At 59.5% G+C, this 20,289-nt stretch carries 16 protein-coding genes, 1 tRNA gene and 1 pseudogene; 6 read left to right on the plus strand and 12 right to left on the minus strand.

The window, feature by feature from the left end; translation table 11 throughout:
- A pseudogene (locus AT959_RS08550) lies at positions 1-245 on the plus strand (HDOD domain-containing protein); the annotation flags it as partial.
- Between the two features lie 31 nt (positions 246-276).
- Here the strand turns inward: AT959_RS08550 and AT959_RS08555 are convergent.
- On the minus strand, positions 277-2,202 hold the full coding sequence (locus AT959_RS08555; RefSeq protein WP_066882574.1) for an ATP-binding cassette domain-containing protein: 1,926 nt from the start codon (positions 2,200-2,202) through the stop codon (positions 277-279).
- A gap of 290 nt (positions 2,203-2,492) precedes the next feature.
- On the opposite strand from AT959_RS08555, the gene AT959_RS08560 reads away from it, so the two are divergent.
- From AT959_RS08560 to AT959_RS08570, 3 genes are all read left to right on the plus strand, one after another.
- Positions 2,493-2,567: transfer RNA gene (locus tag AT959_RS08560), tRNA-Arg, on the plus strand.
- Between the two features lie 186 nt (positions 2,568-2,753).
- Complete coding sequence (locus AT959_RS08565) at positions 2,754-4,001, plus strand: tyrosine-type recombinase/integrase (protein ID WP_066882575.1); 1,248 nt, start codon at positions 2,754-2,756, stop codon at positions 3,999-4,001.
- 10 nt (positions 4,002-4,011) lie between these two features.
- The gene (locus AT959_RS08570) at positions 4,012-4,758 is read left to right on the plus strand and encodes a hypothetical protein (protein WP_157651257.1); all 747 of its coding nucleotides are present in this window, start codon (positions 4,012-4,014) and stop codon (positions 4,756-4,758) included.
- A 90-nt stretch (positions 4,759-4,848) separates the two neighbouring features.
- Here AT959_RS08570 and AT959_RS08575 read toward each other — a convergent pair whose 3' ends face one another.
- The 7 genes from AT959_RS08575 to AT959_RS08610 form a co-directional block, all read right to left on the minus strand.
- Entirely contained in the window at positions 4,849-5,163 is a 315-nt protein-coding gene (locus tag AT959_RS08575; protein ID WP_205629872.1) for a hypothetical protein, read from the minus strand.
- A 421-nt stretch (positions 5,164-5,584) separates the two neighbouring features.
- Positions 5,585-9,868: an LPD38 domain-containing protein gene (locus tag AT959_RS08580; protein WP_157651258.1), complete on the minus strand. Its 4,284-nt coding sequence runs from the start codon at positions 9,866-9,868 to the stop codon at positions 5,585-5,587.
- Between the two features lie 67 nt (positions 9,869-9,935).
- A complete protein-coding gene (locus tag AT959_RS08590) occupies positions 9,936-11,273 on the minus strand; it encodes a hypothetical protein (protein WP_066882579.1) in 1,338 nt (445 codons plus the stop codon).
- A gap of 14 nt (positions 11,274-11,287) precedes the next feature.
- On the minus strand, positions 11,288-11,803 hold the full coding sequence (locus AT959_RS08595) for a hypothetical protein (protein WP_066882580.1): 516 nt from the start codon (positions 11,801-11,803) through the stop codon (positions 11,288-11,290).
- 20 nt (positions 11,804-11,823) lie between these two features.
- Positions 11,824-13,239: a replicative DNA helicase gene (dnaB, locus tag AT959_RS08600; protein ID WP_066882581.1), complete on the minus strand. Its 1,416-nt coding sequence runs from the start codon at positions 13,237-13,239 to the stop codon at positions 11,824-11,826.
- On the minus strand, positions 13,236-13,967 hold the full coding sequence (locus AT959_RS21595) for a helix-turn-helix domain-containing protein (protein WP_205629873.1): 732 nt from the start codon (positions 13,965-13,967) through the stop codon (positions 13,236-13,238). Before AT959_RS21595 ends, dnaB begins: the two co-directional genes overlap by 4 nt.
- A gap of 143 nt (positions 13,968-14,110) precedes the next feature.
- On the minus strand, positions 14,111-14,422 hold the full coding sequence (locus AT959_RS08610; RefSeq protein WP_066882583.1) for a helix-turn-helix transcriptional regulator: 312 nt from the start codon (positions 14,420-14,422) through the stop codon (positions 14,111-14,113).
- 243 nt (positions 14,423-14,665) lie between these two features.
- On the opposite strand from AT959_RS08610, the gene AT959_RS08615 reads away from it, so the two are divergent.
- Complete coding sequence (locus tag AT959_RS08615; RefSeq protein WP_066882584.1) at positions 14,666-14,905, plus strand: hypothetical protein; 240 nt, start codon at positions 14,666-14,668, stop codon at positions 14,903-14,905.
- A 141-nt stretch (positions 14,906-15,046) separates the two neighbouring features.
- The gene (locus AT959_RS08620) at positions 15,047-15,760 is read left to right on the plus strand and encodes a thermonuclease family protein (protein ID WP_066882585.1); all 714 of its coding nucleotides are present in this window, start codon (positions 15,047-15,049) and stop codon (positions 15,758-15,760) included.
- A 337-nt stretch (positions 15,761-16,097) separates the two neighbouring features.
- On the opposite strand, the gene AT959_RS08625 is transcribed toward AT959_RS08620, so the two are convergent.
- Genes AT959_RS08625 through AT959_RS08640 form a run of 4 tightly spaced genes read right to left on the minus strand, consistent with a single transcriptional unit; the run spans position 16,098 to position 20,287 of the window.
- Positions 16,098-16,550 carry a potassium channel family protein gene (locus AT959_RS08625; RefSeq protein ID WP_066882586.1) on the minus strand — a complete coding sequence of 151 codons (453 nt, stop codon included), beginning with the start codon at positions 16,548-16,550 and terminating at the stop codon, positions 16,098-16,100.
- An 18-nt stretch (positions 16,551-16,568) separates the two neighbouring features.
- A complete protein-coding gene (locus AT959_RS08630; RefSeq protein ID WP_066882587.1) occupies positions 16,569-17,594 on the minus strand; it encodes a DUF2955 domain-containing protein in 1,026 nt (341 codons plus the stop codon).
- 9 nt (positions 17,595-17,603) lie between these two features.
- Positions 17,604-18,728, minus strand: coding sequence for an HlyD family secretion protein (locus tag AT959_RS08635; protein WP_066882588.1), 1,125 nt, complete (start codon positions 18,726-18,728; stop codon positions 17,604-17,606).
- Positions 18,725-20,287: an efflux transporter outer membrane subunit gene (locus tag AT959_RS08640; protein WP_066882589.1), complete on the minus strand. Its 1,563-nt coding sequence runs from the start codon at positions 20,285-20,287 to the stop codon at positions 18,725-18,727. The genes AT959_RS08635 and AT959_RS08640 overlap by 4 nt, the downstream gene beginning before the upstream one ends.
- Between the last annotated feature and the right edge of the window lie 2 nt (positions 20,288-20,289).

The raw sequence follows: 20,289 nt of genomic DNA on the forward strand, positions 1-20,289 counted from the left end.
GGCATCTTCCCGAATTGCTGCAGCACCTGATCAATGACGAAAACAGCGATCAAGCCCGCGTCCGGAATGTCGTCCTCGCCGTCCGCCTGGCCCGCCACTCGGCGCATGGCTGGGAAGATGCGGCACTGCCGGATGATTACAAGGACATCGGACGGCTGTTAAACATCACGCCGGAAACCGTCCGCCAACGCATTGGCCTGGAGCCGATGCCGGCCCGCGAAGCCGATGGCGGCGAAGCGGGCTAGCCAACGGCGCGGGAAGCGCTGAACACCTGACTCAGGCGCTATTGCCGCCGGCCCGGGCTTCCAGCACTTCCCAACGCTCAAGCAGCAGCATCAATTCGTCGTCGATGTCGGCCAGGCGCTCGGCCGCCTGCTGGGCAGCCGGCGGATCGGTCTGGTAGATCGCCGGATCTTCGAGGCGCTTGCTCAGCCCCCCCTGCTCTTCTTCCAGCGCGGCGATCTTGCCGGGGAGCGCTTCCAGTTCGCGCTGTTCCTTCCACGACATTTTCTCGACCTTGCCCTTGGCCGGCTCGACCGCCTTGGCTACAGTTTTTGCCTCGGCCTGCGCCTTGACCGCCGCTTTCTGCAGGCTGCTCTTATAGGCCGCCCAGTCGCTGTAGCCACCAGCGTATTCACGCCAGAAGCCGTCACCTTCGGCAGCAATGGTCTGGGTCACGACGTTGTCGAGAAAGGTCCGGTCGTGGCTGACCAGGAACAGCGTGCCGTCGTAATTGGCGAGCAGCTCTTCAAGCAGTTCCAGGGTTTCGATGTCGAGGTCGTTGGTCGGCTCGTCGAGCACCAGCACATTGGCTGGTCGGGCAAACAGGCGGGCCAGCAGCAGCCGGTTGCGCTCGCCGCCAGACAGCGAGCTGACCGGCGAACGGGCACGCTCCGGGGCGAATAGGAAATCTTCCAGGTAGCCGATGACATGCTTGCGGGCGCCACCAATTTCGACGTAATCCGAGCCCGGCGAAATGATGTCGATCAGCGTCGAGTCGGGGTTCAGCTGGGTGCGGAACTGGTCGAAATAGGCAACGTCGATCTTCGTGCCCTGGCGGACGATCCCTTCATCCGGCTGCAGTTCGCCGAGAATCATCCGCAGCAGCGTCGTCTTGCCGGCGCCATTCGGGCCGATGACGCCGATCTTGTCGCCGCGCTGAATGCGCGCCGAGAAATCGCGCACAATCTGCCGTTGACCGTAGGACTTGCTGACATGCTCCAGTTCGGCGACCAGCTTGCCGCTCTTGTCGCCGGCATCGAGTTGCAGATTGACCTTACCCATCCGTTCGCGCCGCGCCTGGCGCTCGGCGCGCAGCTTGTCGAGGCGCTGGACGCGGAAGACGGCGCGCGTCCGTCGGGCTTCGACGCCCTTGCGTATCCACACTTCTTCCTCTTTCAGCAGCTTGTCGGCCCGCGCATTGGCTAGGCCTTCCTCGTGCAGCAGCGCCTCCTTGCGCAGCTGGTATTCCTTGAAGCTGCCGGGAAAACTGGCCAGCTTGCCGCGGTCGAGCTCAACGATACGGGTACAGACGCGGTCGAGGAAAGAACGGTCGTGGGTGATGAAAAACAGCGTAACACCGGTTTCGATCAGCAGGTTTTCCAGCCACTCGATGGCGGCGATGTCGAGGTGGTTGGTCGGCTCATCGAGCAGCAGCACCTCCGGCGCCACGGCCAGCGCCTGGGCCAGTGCCAGACGCTTTTTCTGGCCGCCGGACAGGCTGCCGACATTGGCGTCCGGATCGAGGCCGAAGCGGTCGATGACCTTCTCTGCCTGCGCTTCATAGGCCCAGGCACCACGCGACTCCAGCTCGTGCTGGAGGCTTTCCATGCGCGCCATCAGGGCGTCGTGGTCGCCCTTGCCATCAGCCATCTGGTGCGAGACTTCGTGGTATTCGGCGAGCAGCTTCGAGGTTTCCCCCATGCCGGAAATGACCGCCTCGAACACTGTCGACTGCGGGTCGAAGGGCGGCTCCTGCGGCACATAGCCGACGCGGATGCCGGGCTGCACCCAGACTTCGCCGTCGTCCAGCTTGCCGCGCCCGGAGCCGGCTGCCAGCGCGGCGAGCAAGGAAGATTTGCCGGTGCCGTTGCGGCCGATCAGCGCAACGCGCTCACCCGGGTCGAGCAGAAAATCGGCGTGGTCAAGAAGCGGCACGTGGCCGTAGGCGAGGCAGGCGTCGGAAAGTTTTAGGTAAGGCATGGGACCAAATAGAAGCGGCGCCCCGCAAGGCGCCGCGTTGGGAAGAACCGGGATTCTATCCGTTCAGGCGGCCGGCGGAACAATCATGTCCGGCGGTCGACGCTGTACGGAAGCAAAAATCAGGTGGTAAAGCGCGCCGGTTACACCTCGTACCGCCCATTCTGGCCGGCTACGGCCCTCACTGCTCCAGCCGCCTGATGCTGAACAATGGCGTGGTACCTGTAATCAGCCAACTATCGCAAGGCCCTCGGCCCCGGTACAATGCGCGCCTGCCGACAAAAGCAGGCTGCGCCTCCATAGTTAAATGGATATAACACGCCCCTCCTAAGGGCGAATTGGTGGTTCGATTCCACCTGGGGGCGCCAATAGGTTTTCCAGCAAAGTTCGGCAAAGTCCATAACCCCGCGTAAATTCGGGGTTTTTTGTCTATACTATCTCCACACCAGTTCGTTTTAGTTGTCTTGAAGCCGGTTTTTTTGTTGGTATATCTGTTGGCACGAAAGCGGATACCAACACCCCGGCAAAACAGATACCAACAACACGGGGATAACATGCTGACAGACAAGGCTATTTCAGGACTCAAGGGCCAAGACAAGCCCTACCGTGTATCTGACTCCGGCGGCCTCTATATCGAGGTCAAACCAGACGGGTCGAAGTATTGGCGACAAGCCTATCGTTTCGCCGGCAAGCAGAAGACCCTGGCCCATGGCGTCTACCCCGCTATCGGACTCAAGGAAGCGCGGAAGCGGCGCGACGATGCCAAGGCGCTGCTCGATCAGAACATAGATCCTAGCCAGCAACGGAAGGTTGAGAAGCTGACCGCCAAGCTGTCAGCGGCCAACACCTTCGAGGTAATCGGCCGGGAATGGCATGAGAATCGCGAAAGCGGCTTGGTCAAGAAGACGGTCAACAAGACCATTGCGGCACTCGAAACCTACGTGTTCCCGAAAATTGGCGCCCTACCAATCGAGAGCGTAGAGCCGGCACATATCCTAGCCGTGATCCTGCCAATCGACAGAAAGGGCAACGGCGAGACAGCACGGCGGGTTCGAGCATGGATCGATGCAATCTTCCGCTACGCGATCCAGCACGGGAAAGTGAAGATCAACCCTGCTGCCGAGTTACGCAGCGGCGAAGTCCTCCGGCCTGCAAAGGAAAAGCACCTAGCCAGCCTGCCGATTACTCAACTGCCCGACTTCCTCTGCACCATCGACGACCCAGCCAAGCGCGTTGACTACCGCACCCGCCTTGCGCTGCGCCTGTTGGTCCTGACATTTGTCAGGCCTGGCGAATTGAACTGGGCAATGTGGAACGAATTCGACACTGACGCCAAAGAGTGGCGCATCCCGCCCGAGCGAATTCAAGGCGAAGGGCGAGGCATGAAGATGAAAGAGGAACACATCGTTCCTCTCAGCGATCAGGCAATAGCTATTTTGGAAGAACTGCGCCCACTTACGGGAGGCTATAAGTTTCTCTTCCCGTGCATCGGACGTCCCGGAGAGGCTGGCATGAGCGACAACACGCTGCGCATGGCGATTCAGAAAGGACTCGGATTTCCGGTTACGGCACATGGGATGCGCGCAACGGCAACCAGCACATTACTTGAACTCGGCTGGCCGGCCCACGTGATCGACAAGCAACTGGCACACCGAGAGCGGCGCGGCGCAACCTTCGGCGCCTACTCCCACCAAGCTGAATACCTACCGGAGCGTCGGAAGATGATGCAAGCTTGGGCAGATCACCTGCAAGCGTTGGAGCACGGCACAAAAATAGTCCCGATCAATGCCAAGAAAGCCTGATTTACAAGCCATGAACACGTCACAGCAAAGCCATTTTCTGGCGACATATGGCGACATCACCGCAACGTATGCCTTATCACTCCTAGAACACACTTCGCCATTCACCGGCAACCGGAAAAAGATGAATGCGATGATCCAAGCTGTCCGTGAGGCAGCACTGCCATTCGTCGCCGAATCCAACATACCAGACCACAACGCGCCACCTAGAAATCGAGAAAACCCCATGCACCGTTTGGCCCCCCGTGAATCATTGGGGATTGCCAATGGCTTTCTATTTGGATTCGTCACAAAGAATCAGGCCATACGGCACGTCATTGATCAATTTGGACTCTATAAATCAGGGCTAGCCGCACTCAGCATGACCGAACAAGGAGACTCTCCGGAATCCATCATTGTTCTGATGGCCATTGTCCACACGCTGAAGACTGGCGCGGCAGCCAAAGGGAAAAGCACCGCCGCCTCCAACTCCCGGAGTCCTCAACGATCATTCATCAAGCAAATTATTCTTGATGAATTCCGAAGCATAAGCAGAGGCCAGAAAACCACCCGCGAACTATGGTTCGCCGCTGGCGATACAACAGCCTACGATTTTGAGTTCAACAGTAAGACTTTCCGGGGCGACACTCGCATTGAGAACAATGAATTGTGTGGATCGTATTGCACGGAAGTGGGTATCGAAGACTTCACGCCAATGAACTACGAGCAGTTCAAGAATCTTGTTGCAAAGCTACGAATGGAAATTCGAGATGGCGCGTAGCTGATCAGTTGCCACCCTTGGCATTGCCATCAGAACTATTGACCACTACAGGCCGAACGTTCGGAAAATCAGCCTCCGGCCAGTTCACTTTCAGTTCAGCGGTGGAGCATTGTAGAGCCTGTTGCAGGCCATGTAGATCGCCCTGCCGGCAAGCTCACTTCTCGTCTCTGCGCCCTTTTTCATCGCGCACTCTGCCCCGCTCTTGTACCCAAGGAATCCACGCCCGCTGCCCTGCGGAATGCCATTGATCCCATCAGGATTCTCACTCATACACAGATTGATTGCCGCTTGCGCAGCAGCGTCGTTTTGCAGCCCAGGCATATGCTTCAGCAAGCATGTTGCGTAGTTCGCGGCTGCGACCCCGCACGAAGCGAAAATCATCACAAAAAACAAAATCGCCTTCACTTTTTGTTCTCCTTACCGAAACCTTACCGTTGGCCATCAGCACCGAAGCCCATCCACATATCGATTCTGGCATTAACCAAGCTATTAACCAGAATTCATTTTCCTTCTTCAAGTCGACGGTTTCTGGCTACTGCCTTAGGTGCGCACCACACTGCGCACTCTAGGTTTGCGCACCACCGTTCGGCTGCGAACCACCTTGCGAACCTGCAACTGCGAACCAGCGTTTTTCGTGCGTACCTCGTTGCGTACTCTTGCTAAAACCTTGCTATTCCTTGGCTACTTTCCATGGCAACTTGCGTGGCAACTTTGTTTTGGAAACCAGCGTGGAAACTGGCTGCTGGAAACCATTCGATTTCGTGCGTACCAGGGTGCGTACCAGTGACTGCGAACCAACAGGGGGTAGCGCCCCCCCTTTCCAGCATCACCGCCTACTGCGTTGCGCCGCCTCGGCATCCAGCACAGTCGCCTTCAGCAGTCGGTTTTTCTCGGCAATCAGTTCGTCAATCCGCTGCCGTTTCTCGCCGGGCGACAGCACCTTGTCGCGGTGCGTTTTCATCATCTCTGCATTGACCACCTTGATATTCTGCTGCGCCCGCTCCAGAGGCTTGGCCTCACCGGCCAGCGGTGAACTCTCCTTCTCGTCGGCAATCTCCGGGCGCCCCTGGCGGTCGAGTTCGCGCATTGTTCCCTGCAAGCGCTTGGCCTCGCCCAGCATGTCGTAAAACTTCGTTTCGAATTTCGTGTGCTTGGCTGGCTCTTGAGCGTAGAAGCGGCGAACCACGGGCAGTTCGTCGGTGCGCATAGTCGGGCCAGCATCGCTGAAAAACGCCTTGTCGGTCATCATCAGACCATAGGCCGCCCAGGTGTTAAGGTAGCCGCGCAGCAGCGCCTCGGTACGAACCGGATTCACTTGCAGAGACTCCGGCATGTTGCGACTTGCCATGCCCAGCGCCCGCATCGTCTCGCTGGTGTTCGGCTTGGCCCGCATGAATGGCTGTACGTTCTCCATGCCCGGCGTCTCGATGGGCGCCTTGGTGAAACTGTTGCGGTTCGCCCCCTGCTCGTAGATCGGCGCGATGATTTGCGGCATCAGGTTGAGGCTGAACGTGTGGCCGATAATACGGGCGAAGTCCTTGCCTAGGCCGGCAGGGTCCGACTCCATCAGGCGTTCCACGGTGCGCTCTGCCGAACTTGCCACAGCCCCAATTTCCCAAATCTTCGGATAGCGGAAATGCTGGTCGCCGACGAAGAAATGCCAGTGCGTATCTCGGTCCCAATCGGGCAGATCGGCGTAGCGCGGATCTTCCCGATTCAGGAGGTACAGGCCAACCGATGACAAGGCAATCATGCCCGTCTTGAGGCCAATGGCCACCCGGTTCGGATCATGGGCAACACCCCGATAGAGGCGGTCCATGGAAACGACAGCCGGCCGCAGGAACATCACCGTGTCGTACATGAAGCCCAGCGCCTTGCTATCGCCCTTCATGGCAAAGTCCGTCGAGACTTCACGCCCCTGAAATGCCGCATGGCGCGGATGCTCGCCGGCATCGATAGCCCGCTTGTACTCGCCCAGGCGCGTCGACATCTCGAACGCATCGGCCATCGTTTCCACTGCACTCAGCAGCTTGTCGGGCGTGTCCAGCACCGTGCGGTAATCGATTCCCTGCTTGCTGTAGAACTTCTCCAGCTTCGTGCGCAGGTGATGCTCATCGAGATAGAGGCTGGAAAGCCCGCCTCCGTTGGCGATGTACTCCTTGTAGAGCGGATCGTTTTTCAGGCGCAGGCGCATGCCCTGAAGCGAATCGATGACCGGCCGGAAGCCGGAGCGGGACATCACGGCCCCCATGATCGTATCGCGGGCGATGTTCGCCACCATGAAGTCAGGCGTCAAGGTGATGGTTGCCTGGCCGATCCGCTTGGGCATCCCAAGCCACTGCGTCAGCCAGTGCATCGGCGCCCGGTCGAGTGACGAAAGCGCCCGGTACAGGATCGGATCGCCGACTTCGTACCAAACCGGTTTGCCGCCCTTCAGGACCGCCACCACGTTGCCACCGGCCGGCGGCTGACCACTCAGGAAAAACTCAAAGAAGGCCGGTGGTTGTCCGTCGATGGCGATGCCGTAGCGCTTGAGCATTTCATCCATGACCTGATTTCCGGAAACCTTCACCGGCCGCGATTCGGCATCGACCTTGACCATGAATTTCGCGCCACCGGGACGACTGGCCAGTTCCGCCACCTTCAGGCGGGCTTCATTCTTCACGGCCACATCGACCAACTGTGCAGCGTTGCCGATCATGTTGCCCAGAACATCGCGGATATTGTCGGTGCCACCAGTCAACGCCTTCACCCCGGCCCAATCACCCGGCTTCCCCTTCAGGCTGCCCGGTTGCTGCACACGATGAAACGGCAGGTATTCGGTACGCTTCCATTGCTTGCGCGTCTCCGGGTTCAGCACCCCTTGGGCCTCGGCGAAGTCCAGAATGCCCTTGTTCCAGGCTTGATACTCCTTGAAGGCGGCGTCGCGCTCAGGGGTGCGCAGATCGAGCATCCCCTTGATTTCCGCTTTCGTGAAAAGATGCTCCCGGCCCTGCTGCATCAACTCCCTGGCAGACCGGCCGACGAAGTAGAGCAGCACATCGTCAAGGCTGCCGGCCACCGGGCGCAGAATTTCTTCCAAGCCCTTGCCGGCATAGGTAAACGAACGGTCAGCCTTCTTCACCGGGTAGCCGAAACGGATTGCCCCATCGGCAATGCTGGCCGATGCACGCGACAGCCGGGCGGTTTCATAGGCGCCGCTGGCCGCGATCTTGCCGCCGCTCATATCGCGCTCCATCTGGTAGATACCGTGGAGGTCATCAACCGTCGATTGCCGGAGCTTGTCGAAGGCGCGGTCGAAGAACTCGGCCAGCGGTTTTTCCTGGCCGATCTTGGAACGGGCGCGATTCAAAGCATCCTGGCCAAACCAGCCGGTCATATCGGCCTGTGCTTTGCGCAGGGCCGGCCCGTAGGCGTGCGTGGCGGCGAAATCGTCAAGAAATGCCGCCACCTTCGGCGCTCTGGCTTGCAAGGTTTCCGGCTGCGTCATCCACAGCCGCACCCCCTCGGCAAAACCTTCAGCGATGTTGTTCCGGTCATAGCTGACGCTGCGCAGTTCATCCCGTAGTGCCTTGTCTGCCTTCATCACTTTGGACAGTTCAGGAACACGATGGTCGATCAGATGGGCCATTTCATGGCTGGCCACCTCGATGTCGTTGAACCGCTTGATGCGAACCTCTTCAACGCCAGGGCGGAAGAAGCCCAGGCGGTTCTTGCCCTTCACCCGCCCCTCGTAAATAGTGCTATCGAGTGCCTTGGTGAAGTCCTTGATGATGTTCTCCCGGCGGATCGGGTCGGGCAGATCCGCCACGCTGGCGGCGCCGGCCGGGCTCTTGGCGTCATCGATGAGCGGCGCGTAGTTCGCACCGGGCGCCCAGGAGTTTTGAACCTTGCCGGCCATCGGCTGAACTTCAGCATTCAGAGGCTGGAATCCGGTTTTCTCCGAAAGTCTCCCGGCTGCAATGCCTTCTCCAGCGGCCAACCGTGATCCAGCCGATTCCGCAGCTTCTCCCGCCGAATTCCGACTTTCCTTGCCCATTCTGGCAGGGACATCGTTTGCCCGTTGTGCGTCAGCAACACCGCGGTTTTCCGATATTGCACCGGCCCGCTGGTTAAAGCCTTGGCCGGCGCCATCTCCAAGCGAACTATCCGCGTTCTCAATCCTCCGGGCGCCAAGCCGAGTTCCCGGCTGATTTCCTCCAAGGTCAATTCCTGCCCCTCGAACTGCATCCTGCGGCAATACCGACGATGCGTGATTTGCCTCTGATGCGGCAACCACGCCACGTTCCCCGGCTCGTATCCCTTGTTCACGTCCAACCTCCCGAGCCACAGCAAGCGACTGTGCTTCGGCTTCGGCCCGACGTGCATCAGGAATGCCGCGAAACTGGCCGTCCACTCCGGGCAGACCGTTATCCCCCGGCCCCCGTACCATTGAAAGTTCGGGTGCATCTGGTCCGTACACCAGCGAATCGCCCACCTGAGCGCGTCGTACTCCCTGCGGAATGTTTTGGTCAGTGATGCCATTGCCGGCCTCCTTCAACGGATGAAACCCGCGTTGCGCCGGATCGCCAGAAACGCGCATGGCGGCGCTTTGTGCTGCCGGCGCAGCCTCGGGTACTACTGCGCCAGCGGTCGGCGCCTGTGCATCGCGAGCGCCCCCTTCCGGTATCGCTTCAACCTTGCCGGGGATGCGACCTTTGACGGCCTTCGCCGCTGGGCCAACTACCAACGGAGCAACACCCTCGATCAGCGTGTGGACCGCAGTGGCTGCCAAAGGCGAATCCGTTGCCTCGCGGGTTTTCTCGCCAGCAAAGGTCGCTGCTTCGTTCAGCTTTTCGAATGGATAGGCGACGATCCCAGCGGCCGCCTTCCCCATCTCGCCACGTGGTTGGTAGGTCAAGGCCTCGCCCACGGCATGGACGACATCGGCGCCCTTCTGCTCGGTCAGCCCCAAGGCATTACCCGCCTCAGTTGCCAGACCGGCCAAACCGGCCACCGGCAGCGCCACGGCCTGGCTGCCCAAGTTGAGCGCCATCTCGCCGGCAGCGGTCAGCGGATTGTTCATCAGCACCTGGCCAGCAATGCTCGAACGCTCGGGTTCATCAACCATCGGCACAAACCCACGGGAGGGCGCTGCCTGCTCAGAAAGGGGAACGAATGGCATAGCCTCCCCCCGATCAGCGGTAATGGCCGACCAAGCGGCCGGAAGCATCGAACACCTCCAAGCCCTGGCCGGTCATTTGGCCGGTCTTGTGGCCCTGCATCGCCTTGTCGGCCCGGAAGCGGGTCATCGCGTCGCCGTCGCTGCCAGCAGCTTGCGATGCCGGACCCTGCGGATGGCGCTGATCAAAATCCGAATCCTCGCCGTACATCCGGCGCCCAGCCAACGAAACTGCCTTGGCCATCATCGGGTCGTATTCCGGGTTTTCACGGCCGGTCGCGGTGAAATTCGCCGTTTTGCGCTTGATCTCTTCCGGAGTCAACGCGGATACGGCCTTACGGGCTGCATCAATCTCGGCGTTGGTCCGACGCTGCGGCATGGTCAGCGTGTCGCCCTGGCCTGCCTGACCGCTCTTACCAGAGAGTGCTTTAATCTGGCCTGCGATCTCCGCTCGCTTACCAGGATCAGTCTCGCCAATAAGTTGCTGCTGAAGATCGCCAAGACGCTGCTCTTGCTCATTGTTCAATTTGGCACCTTCAATCTTGGCCCGGTTCAACTCCTGAACAAGAGGATTGCCAGCCAATCTTGCCTCAGCAGTTCGAGCGTTCATATCCTGGCCGCGCATGGTCAGTGCATTACGGTCCGCATTGACCTGCTCAGCCATAACATTGCGGCCTGCCTCGCTCTGGGTTTGTGCGTTGGCATGAAGGGCTGCGCTCACAGCTACCTGATTGCCGCGCATGGCTTGGGCCAGTAGTTCATCCTGGCGCCAGCGGGCCGTTTTCTCGGCATTCGCCGCCTCGATACCACCATCGCTGTTGATCGCCACACCGTTGCCACCATTGGCGCGAATGCTGTTATCTATCATTTCGGCGCGGGTCTGATTTTCACGGGCCATGATTGCATTCACACCCTTCATGTCCATCGTCGCGAATTCCTCGCCTGCACGTGCCATCGGGTTTGCGGTAGAGGCGGCAGCAACGACGCCATCAGTGCTGCTGCCATTGGTCGAGATCGCCGCACCGGTCGACGCAATCGGTTTCGCCGCTGCCAACGGATTCATAGCGGCTATCGACGATTCGGCAGGGGAATTGCGGACCTCGGCCAGCGGATTACCGGCGGCCGGAATTTTCGGCTCAGGCTGCCGAACATTGAATGCCGATCCATAGGCGGGGCTGTAAGAACGGCGCCCATCCGTATCAGGGTCGGTCGAGCCGGCACCATCCTGAATTGCCGCCGAGATCGGATTACGAACCGGCGCCTTGATCGAGTTTCCCGCCAAAGGCTGCACTTGCTGGGCGGCGCGGGTAAGCGGGCCGAGTGGATTGGACTGCTGCGTGTCTTGATTGAGCATGTTGTTTCTCCAGGTTAGGCGTAGCCGTGGCGACGCTTGGCTTCGGTCAACTTGAGTTGGTCACGGTGACGATTGATTTTGGACTCAATGGCACTACACGGATTGCTCGCCAATTCGACTGCCCGGCGTGCTTTCTTCTCTTGCTGCTCAAGACCGGCAGCCGAAAGGCGCAGGCGTTCAAGGTAAAGCTCGGCGTTTTTCTGCTCAGCAACGAGAGCATCATCAAGAGAAAAGTCAGGCAAGCCGCTGCCTTCCTTGTCGTCGACCAAGGCCATGGTGATTGCCGATACCCGCTGCGCCTTAATTTCTTGCAGCCTGTTCTCTGTGCTGGCGATACCGGTTGGCAACCATTGGAGGCAAACACGAATGCGGTCATGCACGGCCTGCGATTCGTGCTGCTTGGCCAGGAGGTCGGCCAACTGAGTTTTCAAGGAAGAAAGCTGCTCGTCGTGGTCAATTTCACCTTCTTTGATTCGCTCGAATTCTTCGCGAACGCTGCGGGGTTGGGCTTTTAGTTCTGCATCGGTCATGCTTTTCTCCTTATTGAAAATCAATCGCCGGCAATCCTGCGTCGTGCCATCGGCTTCGCTGCCTGTGCTTTCTCTCTTGCTGTAACCATTGCGTGCTGCCAAGCGTCAGGACTGACATTGCGGAAGCGGGCGAACTCACCCTGAAAAGCAAGGCGAACATCACCCAGTTCGCCTTGGCGGTGCTTGCGGATCAGGATTTCGGCCAAGCCTTTGAACGATCCGGCCGGGTTGTAATACTCGTCGCGGTACGCCATCAGGATCAGGTCAGCGTCTTGCTCGATGGCGCCCGACTCGCGCAAGTCAGACATCATCGGGCGCTTATCAGGACGCTTTTCCACTTCGCGGGACAGTTGCGACAAGGCAATCACCGGCACACCCAGTTCGCGGGCTAACAGCTTCAAGCCTCGCGTGATCTGGCCGATTTCCTCATTGCGATTGCCAACCTTTCTGAAGTCGGTCGATCCGATCAGTTGGATGTAATCGACCACGATCAAATCGAGGCCGGACTTGCGTTGAATGCGTCGCGCCCTGGCCCGCATCTGCGCCATCGTCGGAGCCGGCGAGTCGTCGATGACGAGCTTGGCTGTGTGCAACTTTCTCAAGGCAGACGACAGCCGTATGTAATCGTCTTCCATGAGTTCACCTGAGCGAAGCACCGACAGCGAAATGCCACCGATACTCGCGGTCGAACGTTCGGTAAGCTGGTCCGCCGACATTTCCAACGAAAACACCAATGCAGTGCCGCCATCGATGGCAACGTTCTCGGCAATGTTCAGCGCAAAACAGGATTTACCCATCGATGGGCGGCCCGCAACAATGACCAAATCGCCCCGATGCAAGCCATTCGTGATCCTGTCGAGGTCAGTGAAGCCGGTAGGCAACCCGGCAATCTGGCCTTTGCGCTCCCGGCGTTTTTCGATGGCCTCCAGCATTCGAGGCAACGCAGCGCCGATTTCTTCCGGCTCATGCTGCGCCCGTTGCTTTGCCGAGAGTGCCAGCAATTTTTCCTGGGCTGCCTCGATCCGCTGTGCTGCCGTTTCCGGTCCTGCTTGACGGGCCAGGTCGGCAACCTCCGACGCCGCCGCCTGAAGGTCGCGGAGCAGGCGCTTGTCACGAACGACTTCGGCATAGCGCCTGATGTTCGCTGCGCCCGGCGTGTTGTTGGCAATTTCACCCAAGCAGGCCAGTCCGCCCGTGCGCTCAGACTCGCCGGCCATGTCGAGTTCATCGGCGACGGTCACGACATCAACCGGGCGCCCCTGATGCAGCATCAGCGCAATCTGGCGATAAATCAGGCGGTGCGACTCGACGTAGAAATCTTTCTCGTCCAATACGTCGCCGATTAGATCGAAGGATGCAGGCTGAAGCAGCAGGCCGCCGATTACCGACTGCTCGGCGTCGACGCTGAACATCGATGCTATGTTGGAGGTACTCATTCGCCCCCCCGCGTTTCGAGTTCGGCCTGCTGGCCAGCAGTGGTCAGCAGGAAGGCATCGCCATTCCGATACCAGAGCTTGAACCAGTTGTCCTTGACGGCATTGAGGAACGCCCGGCGCCAGTCCGCGTACTTTTTCCCCTTGAAGTTCTCATCGCTCGAATAGCGGTCACGAAACTTCAGCCAGGCCAGCTCAACGAATTCGGCAGGCAAGCCGATGCCCTCGCAGTAGTCCCAAACCGTGAAGTAGTCGCTGATCGGCTTTTCGCCAGATGCGCGGACAACATCAATCCACTCGGCGAACGTTTTTTCAACCGAACGAGAGCGGCGCTTTTTCCCCTCTGACGGTTGTTGACGGTTCACTGATGTATTGGCTGAAGCCGGCTTCAGGGGTTCGCGGAAGCCGGCTTCAGGGGTGAAGGAAACGTGCTTCAGGGCTGAAGAGTTCTTCAGGGGTGAAGCCCCCTTCAGGGGGTTAGCGATCAGGTATTGATTGGCCCCCTTTGGCCCTTCCCCAAAGCGAACAACCAGTTCTTTGCTATCCCGCAATTTGGTCAAGATCAGCCGAGCATTGCGGTCGGTCATCCGACATTTCTTCGCCAAGGTGCCTACTGCTGGATAGGCGCGGCCATCGTCGTCGCTGAAATCAGCGATGGCGAGCAGCATCAACAGTTCGGTACCGCTGTGGCTGGAAGTCGCCCACACGCGGGCCATGGTGGTAACTGACACGATCTAGCCAACGAGCAAAGCGATCATAGCTTCGCGGAGGAAGGCCGAAACTGCCTCGCGGCGCTGCTCGCTGGTCGTCCCTGCGATAGCCCGTGCAGCCCGGTCAACCTTTGCCCAGGGGGATACGGTTTTGGCCATGGCAATTACCCTTGGCCAGCAAGTTCGTTGGTCTTGGTGTTCTTGCGCTTGGCGGCAACAGAGGCTTTGGCCGCTGCCTGTGCCTGAACCTTGCGCTCCAGGCTGCCGTAATCGCGGCTTGTCGCCGATTTCTTGTCAAGCCACCCCTGAATTTCGTCACTACGCCAGCGCACGCAGCGCCTAGACAAAACCACAGGCTTCGGGAAATCCGGATCAAACCCGTCGGATTCCGGATTCAAGCTGTCGTAAATTTTCGTCTTACCGAGACCAGTAGCCCGCTCCACCTCGGGAATTGGCATGAACATGTACTCGACCATGATTACCTCCAATCGCAGAAGCCTTCGTATGGATCGATGGTCAAGTCAGCAATTCCGTAGCCACTGCTACGGAATGATTAATTTTGATTAACAGGCGTTAATCAATTGATTTAATTGATTATTTTCTTTTAATTCGGCCTGAATTTTAGTAGAGTAATAGTGCGCACTGCGCAAAAACGAAGCCCGGCAGTGCTGGAACACTGGCCGGGCCTCTAACCACAATCGACTATCAAGGAGTCAATCATGGCTGCTCAAAACTTTATCACCAACGCCACCAAGCAGGCCGCAATGCTGGCCGACCTCAACGACGCCGCCAAAGCTATCAACCAGGGCGCCACCGGCTTCCTTTTTGCAGCGCAGATGCCTGATGGCTCGATTCAATGGATGGCCGGTGGCGAACTGGCTGGCTACGACAATGCAACGGCAGTGGCAGCGATGCAACTCTATATTGAGGCACAGCGGGCAGCGCTTCGAGCAGCCTAAAATCCTGCCCCCCATCGAACCCGCCAACAAGGCGGGTTTTTCCATTTGCGACCTAGAACTTTGGTTTCATTTAAGGCAACACTGCCATTGATGTTGTCGTAATATCGCACGATATGCCCTAGAAATATTACGGGAGTTATCATGCGGACTCTTATCATCCTCGCCCTAGTAGGGTTCGTTACCTGCCTTCACGCGGAAGTCATTTCCGGGAAGGTCGTCCGGATCGCCGATGGCGACACCGTAACGATCCTGGCCGAAGGTAACCAGCAGGTCACCGTTCGCCTAGCCGATATTGATGCTCCGGAAAAAGGGCAAGCTTTCGGTAATGCCGCACGCCAAGCATTGGCTGATGCAGTCTTCCTGAAAAATATCCAGGTCGATGTCGTCAAAATCGACAAGTACGGGAGGTCAGTTGGATATGTCGTCGCCGACGGGAATGACGTCAACCAGATGCTGGTTCGCGATGGTCACGCCTGGGTTTACAGGCAGTACGTAACCCGGAAAAGCTATCTTCAGGATGAAGAGGCCGCGCGAAATCGGCGTGCCGGACTCTGGAAGGATACGAACCCTAAGGCGCCCTGGGAGTTTAGGCGTGGGGGCAAGGACAGTCCGTCGACCTTGCACTCCGATGAATCGGGGAATGTGGTCAAGCGAAGCACTGGAACGGGTGAAGCGCAGACCGAGATCGCCGAAAAGATGTTTTCCCATGTGCCAGCCAACGTCTACGGCGGGCCAGGACCATCAACTTCCGTTGGTGGCGGCTATCAAGGGGGAGGCGGCACTATCCATACAGGTCCACGCGGAGGACGCTACACGATCACCAGCGGAGGGAACAAGAGTTACATCCCGAAGTAATCAATAACCAAAGCTGACGGGAGTGGCAGTGCTACCGATGACGTCATCGAGGCAGCCAAGTTTCCGGCACCGCCAACAATTGATCTAATCGATACCAAATCGGCCAAGGAATTTTTTCTGTTGGTATTTCCGTTGGTACTTAGAAAAACAGCAATCAAACGATTAACGCAAACACAAGCAATACAGCCTATCGTTCGATTCCACCTGGGGGCATTCCGGACAGGCCAATATGTCCTAGATCGCCAGCCGATTCTGCTCCATAAGTGGTTTGTGTTTGCGAACTTCACCTGCAGGACTGCAATAACAGCCCCCTTCTGCATCCAAGGTGAAGCAGTTTTTATCCTTTTTCATCATCGGCCCGGTCCGCAATATATTGTTCATATTGGTCACGGATCATGTGCTGAAGAATGGCCATCAAGGCGGCAGCACTCATGCCGAGCATCAATACGCCATTGATCGCTTCCAGCGGGCCGAGCATCTTCCACGACTTGCTCATCACGATGTCGCCGTAGCCGAGTGAGGCGAAGTTGACCGCGGAGTGATAGACGGCTTCGTAGAATTCCTCGAACTCTCCCAGCCAGAGGAAAAGAAGCCCCCACGCGATGACTTGAAAAAAAGTACCGAACATCATGGCAACCATCGCCACCAGCAGTGGGCGCAAGCCCGAATTGTGCGACCGGTGGCCACTGTGCCGGACAAAATGGCGGACGCACCAAATTGCCACCCACCCCTGAAAAGCCAGGCATAGCAACATGATGGGCAGGCCAACGAGGAAGTTTTTAAGGATCATGGAGACTTCTCCCTTGATTTACGTTGAAACGATGGCACTGGCCGAGTTGGATCTCGGCCGACACTCAAGCAGCCGCAAGGTAGCCCAGGCATAGAATGCGACGGCAATGAAGAGGAGCGTTCTCACTGCGGCACCGGCAAGCACGCTCTTGCCGCTGGCACTATCTTCGATGGCCGGGCCGAGCAGAATCAAGGCAGTGACGAGGGCGTTGTTCCAGAACGAGGGGCTGCAACTGGTTCGCCGAATGCCATAGAGCGCCGACCCCGTCCAGAGGGCAGCCGCCATCAACCACAGGGCCAGCATCCACAAGCTGGGCCATAGCGACAGCCCCATCCAGACGGCAAGGGCCAGCACTGCCCCGGTCAAGGTTGAGCCGACTAGTTCGCGGCCGGCCGAGCGCGCATCAGCCTCCCCGGCCTGCTGCCCGAGCGCGACGGTCTTCATGACGGCCGACAGATAGAGCGACGGGTTGATCAGCGCGAGCAGATATACGGGCATGACAATGACGGTCGCCCGCAACGCGATCAAGCGTGCTACCCCTTGAGTCGGTGGTGCGCTGCCCGGCTTCCGATCGGCCGGCGATGGGCGATCGGGAAACAGGGCACTCGAAACGGCGCTGACCAGCGCCCCAACACCAACGCCAACGCCGAGTGTCAGGCAAAGCATGCTGACCAGCGCCTGGTCGGCGACGCCGGCCACCGGGATCAGCGCGAAAGCCATGACCAGCACCGTGGTCAAAGGGTTGCCTGCCACCTGTCCGACGTAAAACAGCAGATAGAGCGCGACTGCCGTCAGGACCAGAGCGCTGAAGGCATAATTTTCCAGCAGCGGCACCATCACCACACCGGCGGCGAGCAGCATGCCAAAGAGAAGCGAAACGATGACGCCTTTGACCAGCGGCATGGGTGGCCCGGGCTTGCTCAGCACGAGCACCGCCATGACACAGCCGACAAACGGCATCCTCAGGCCCAAGCCGTAAGTCAACAGGACGGCGAGGCCAAGCCCGATGCTCAAGCGCAGTGCCGCCTTGTCAGCCCGGCTCATATCCTCTCCTCAGTACAGGTAGGACAACCAGCTCATGGCGTGGATGTAGAACGCACCGAGCAGGTTCATCACAGGATTGTCCCCGGTATAGACCAGGACTTCGGCTTGTCCGCCAACCCGCACCGCTTTCAAGCGAGGGATTTCGACAGCATCGAATTCGATCGCCACCGGAATGCGCTGCGCCTGGCGCAGCCAGTCGCGGCTGTTCTCGACTGTCGGCAAGCTGCCCGGCGACGACTGCTGGCCGCTACCGACACCGCCGCCAACGCTGCGGACACGCCCTTTGAGCACCTCGCCGGGCATGACATCGAGGACGATGGCAACTTCGTCCCCGGGCGTGATGTTGCCAAGGTTGTTCTCGGTCATGTCGGCGCTGATCCACAGGTCGTGCATGGCGATCAGCGTCATGAGCGGAGCACCGGGCTGCGCAAAGTGGCCGGCATCGGTCCGCAGATCAGTCACTGTGCCACGCGTCGGGGCAAGCACCTTGGTCCGGGCAAGGTCGAGCTTCGCCTTTTCCAGTGCCGCGCGGGCGCTCTGCAACTGAGCATTGTCGTCACCACTGTCACCGGCCGCTTCCTGTGCCTTGCGCAGATCGGCCTCGGCTCGGCGCGCCTTACTCTGGGCTTCCTCGCGGGTTGCCTGGGCCATTTCGAGTCGGCGCACCGAGATGGCACCCGGATCTTCCTGATGCAGGCTCTCCTGGCGGCTGGCATCCCGCTCAGCCATCCGGTAGTTGGCTTCGGCGGCCTGCAACGAAGCGCGGGCGGCCTCGACACCTGCCGCCGATGCGTTGACCGAGCGGCGCACGGATTCATGATCGGCACGCGCCCGTTTCAGTGCGATCTCGTACTGCTCGGCATCGATATCGAAGAGCGCTTGCCCCGCTTGCACCTCGTCATTGTTGTGAATGTGCACTTTGAGCACCTTGCCGGCCACCTCGGCGGCGACCGGCACCACGAAGGCATGGATGCGCGCTTGCGAGGTATAGGGCGTGATCCGGTCGCCGGCAAAGTAGAGGACGAGGCTGGCCAGAATCAACACGGCGATGCCGACGGCCCCGGCTCGCGTTCCCTTGCCCTGGCCTGGGGTGGCCGCCGGCGGCGCAACGGTGGTTTCGGTTTCCTGGCTCATGGCACACTCTTCTTCGGTGGTGGGTAAAGCTCCGCCTCCGACGGCGGTAGCGTGGTATCCAGCAACAGTTTCCAGTCACTGCGCTCGCCCATCGTGACATGCGTCTCCTCATCGAGCAGCGGGCGGCTCCGGCCGGCCTGCCAGCCGCCGCCCATCGCCTTGTACAAGGCGACCAGGCTCTGCATGACTCCTCCCTGGACAGTGACCAGACGCTCCTGCTGGCTGAACAGCGTGCGCTGGGAGTCCAGCACTCGCTGAAAGTCGACCAGCCCCTCGCGATACTGGATGGTGGCGATATCGAGGGAACGGCGCGCGGCCTTCACGCTGCCTTGCAGGATCTCGATCTGGGCGCGCGCCTTGGCGAAATTGATCGCCGCATCATCCAGTTCCCGTGCGGCGCGCAGCACGGTGTCCTGATACTGCTCGTAAAGTTGCTGAAACCGGGCATCCTGAACCAGCACCTGATTTTTCAGCCGCCCCCAGTCGAAAATATTCCACACCAAGGCAGGCCCGACAGCCCAGTCCAGCGTCCGCGTCGACCAAGCCAGCGAGGTCGCTGACAAGCCCAGCGAGCCGACCAGCGCAATCGATGGATAAAGCGCGGCCTGGTTGACGCCGATCAGCGCCGACTGCGCTGCCAGCACCATTTCGGCAGTCCTGACATCCGGACGCCGGCGCAGCAGCTCCGCCGGCATATCTACAATGACGCCGAGTTCAGCCTGCGGAATCTGCCCTTTGCCGCGAGCCAGTTCAGGCAACGGCCCCGGCGGCCTGGCGAGCAGAACGCTGAGGGCATTCTGCGCCTGGCCCAAGGCCCCCTCCAGCTCGGGAATCGTCGCCACCGTACTGAGATAGAGCGTCCTTGCCTGCTGGACGTCGAGTTCGGACTCGTTCCCACTTTTGAACAAGCGCTCGGTGATTTCGAGGCTGCGCTTCTGCAGGGCGACGTTCTCATGCGCAATGCGCAAGCGCAGCTCGGTCGTCCGCAGGGTGCCGTAAAGACTGGCTGCCTGCGCCGCGACCAACACCTGGACATCGTCGTACTGGGCGATGCTGGCGAAGTAACCGGCATCTGCCGCCTCGATTCCGCGCCTGAACTTGCCCCAGAAATCGAGTTCCCAAGCAACATCCAACCCGACACCATAGGTCGACAAGGCGCTGTCGGGACCGTTCGATTGCTCCCGCCCCACCCGCAGCGCCTGGCCGCTGAGTTGTTGCAGCTGCGGATACAGGGCACTGCCGGCGATGCCGAGTTGCGCCCGTGCTTCCAGAATGCGCAGACCGGCGATGCGCACGCCGGGATTGCGCTGCTGGGCTTCGAGGACAAGCGCCTCAAGGACAGGGTCGTTGAAGTTACGCCACCAGGCATCGAACTCAGACGTTTGCCCGCTCGCCGGCGCTTTCTCCCTGGCTTTTTCGGCACCTCCGGACCAATTCGCCAGCCAAGGCACGGCCGGACGGGAGAAATCCGGGCCGACAGTGGTGCATCCGCCCAACGACAGACAGGCTGCGATCGACAGCAGTTGGCACAACGGCTGCAATGGCAACGCGGCGCGCATGG

Source organism: Dechloromonas denitrificans, from assembly GCF_001551835.1.
Taxonomy (GTDB): Bacteria; Pseudomonadota; Gammaproteobacteria; order Burkholderiales; family Rhodocyclaceae; genus Azonexus; species Azonexus denitrificans.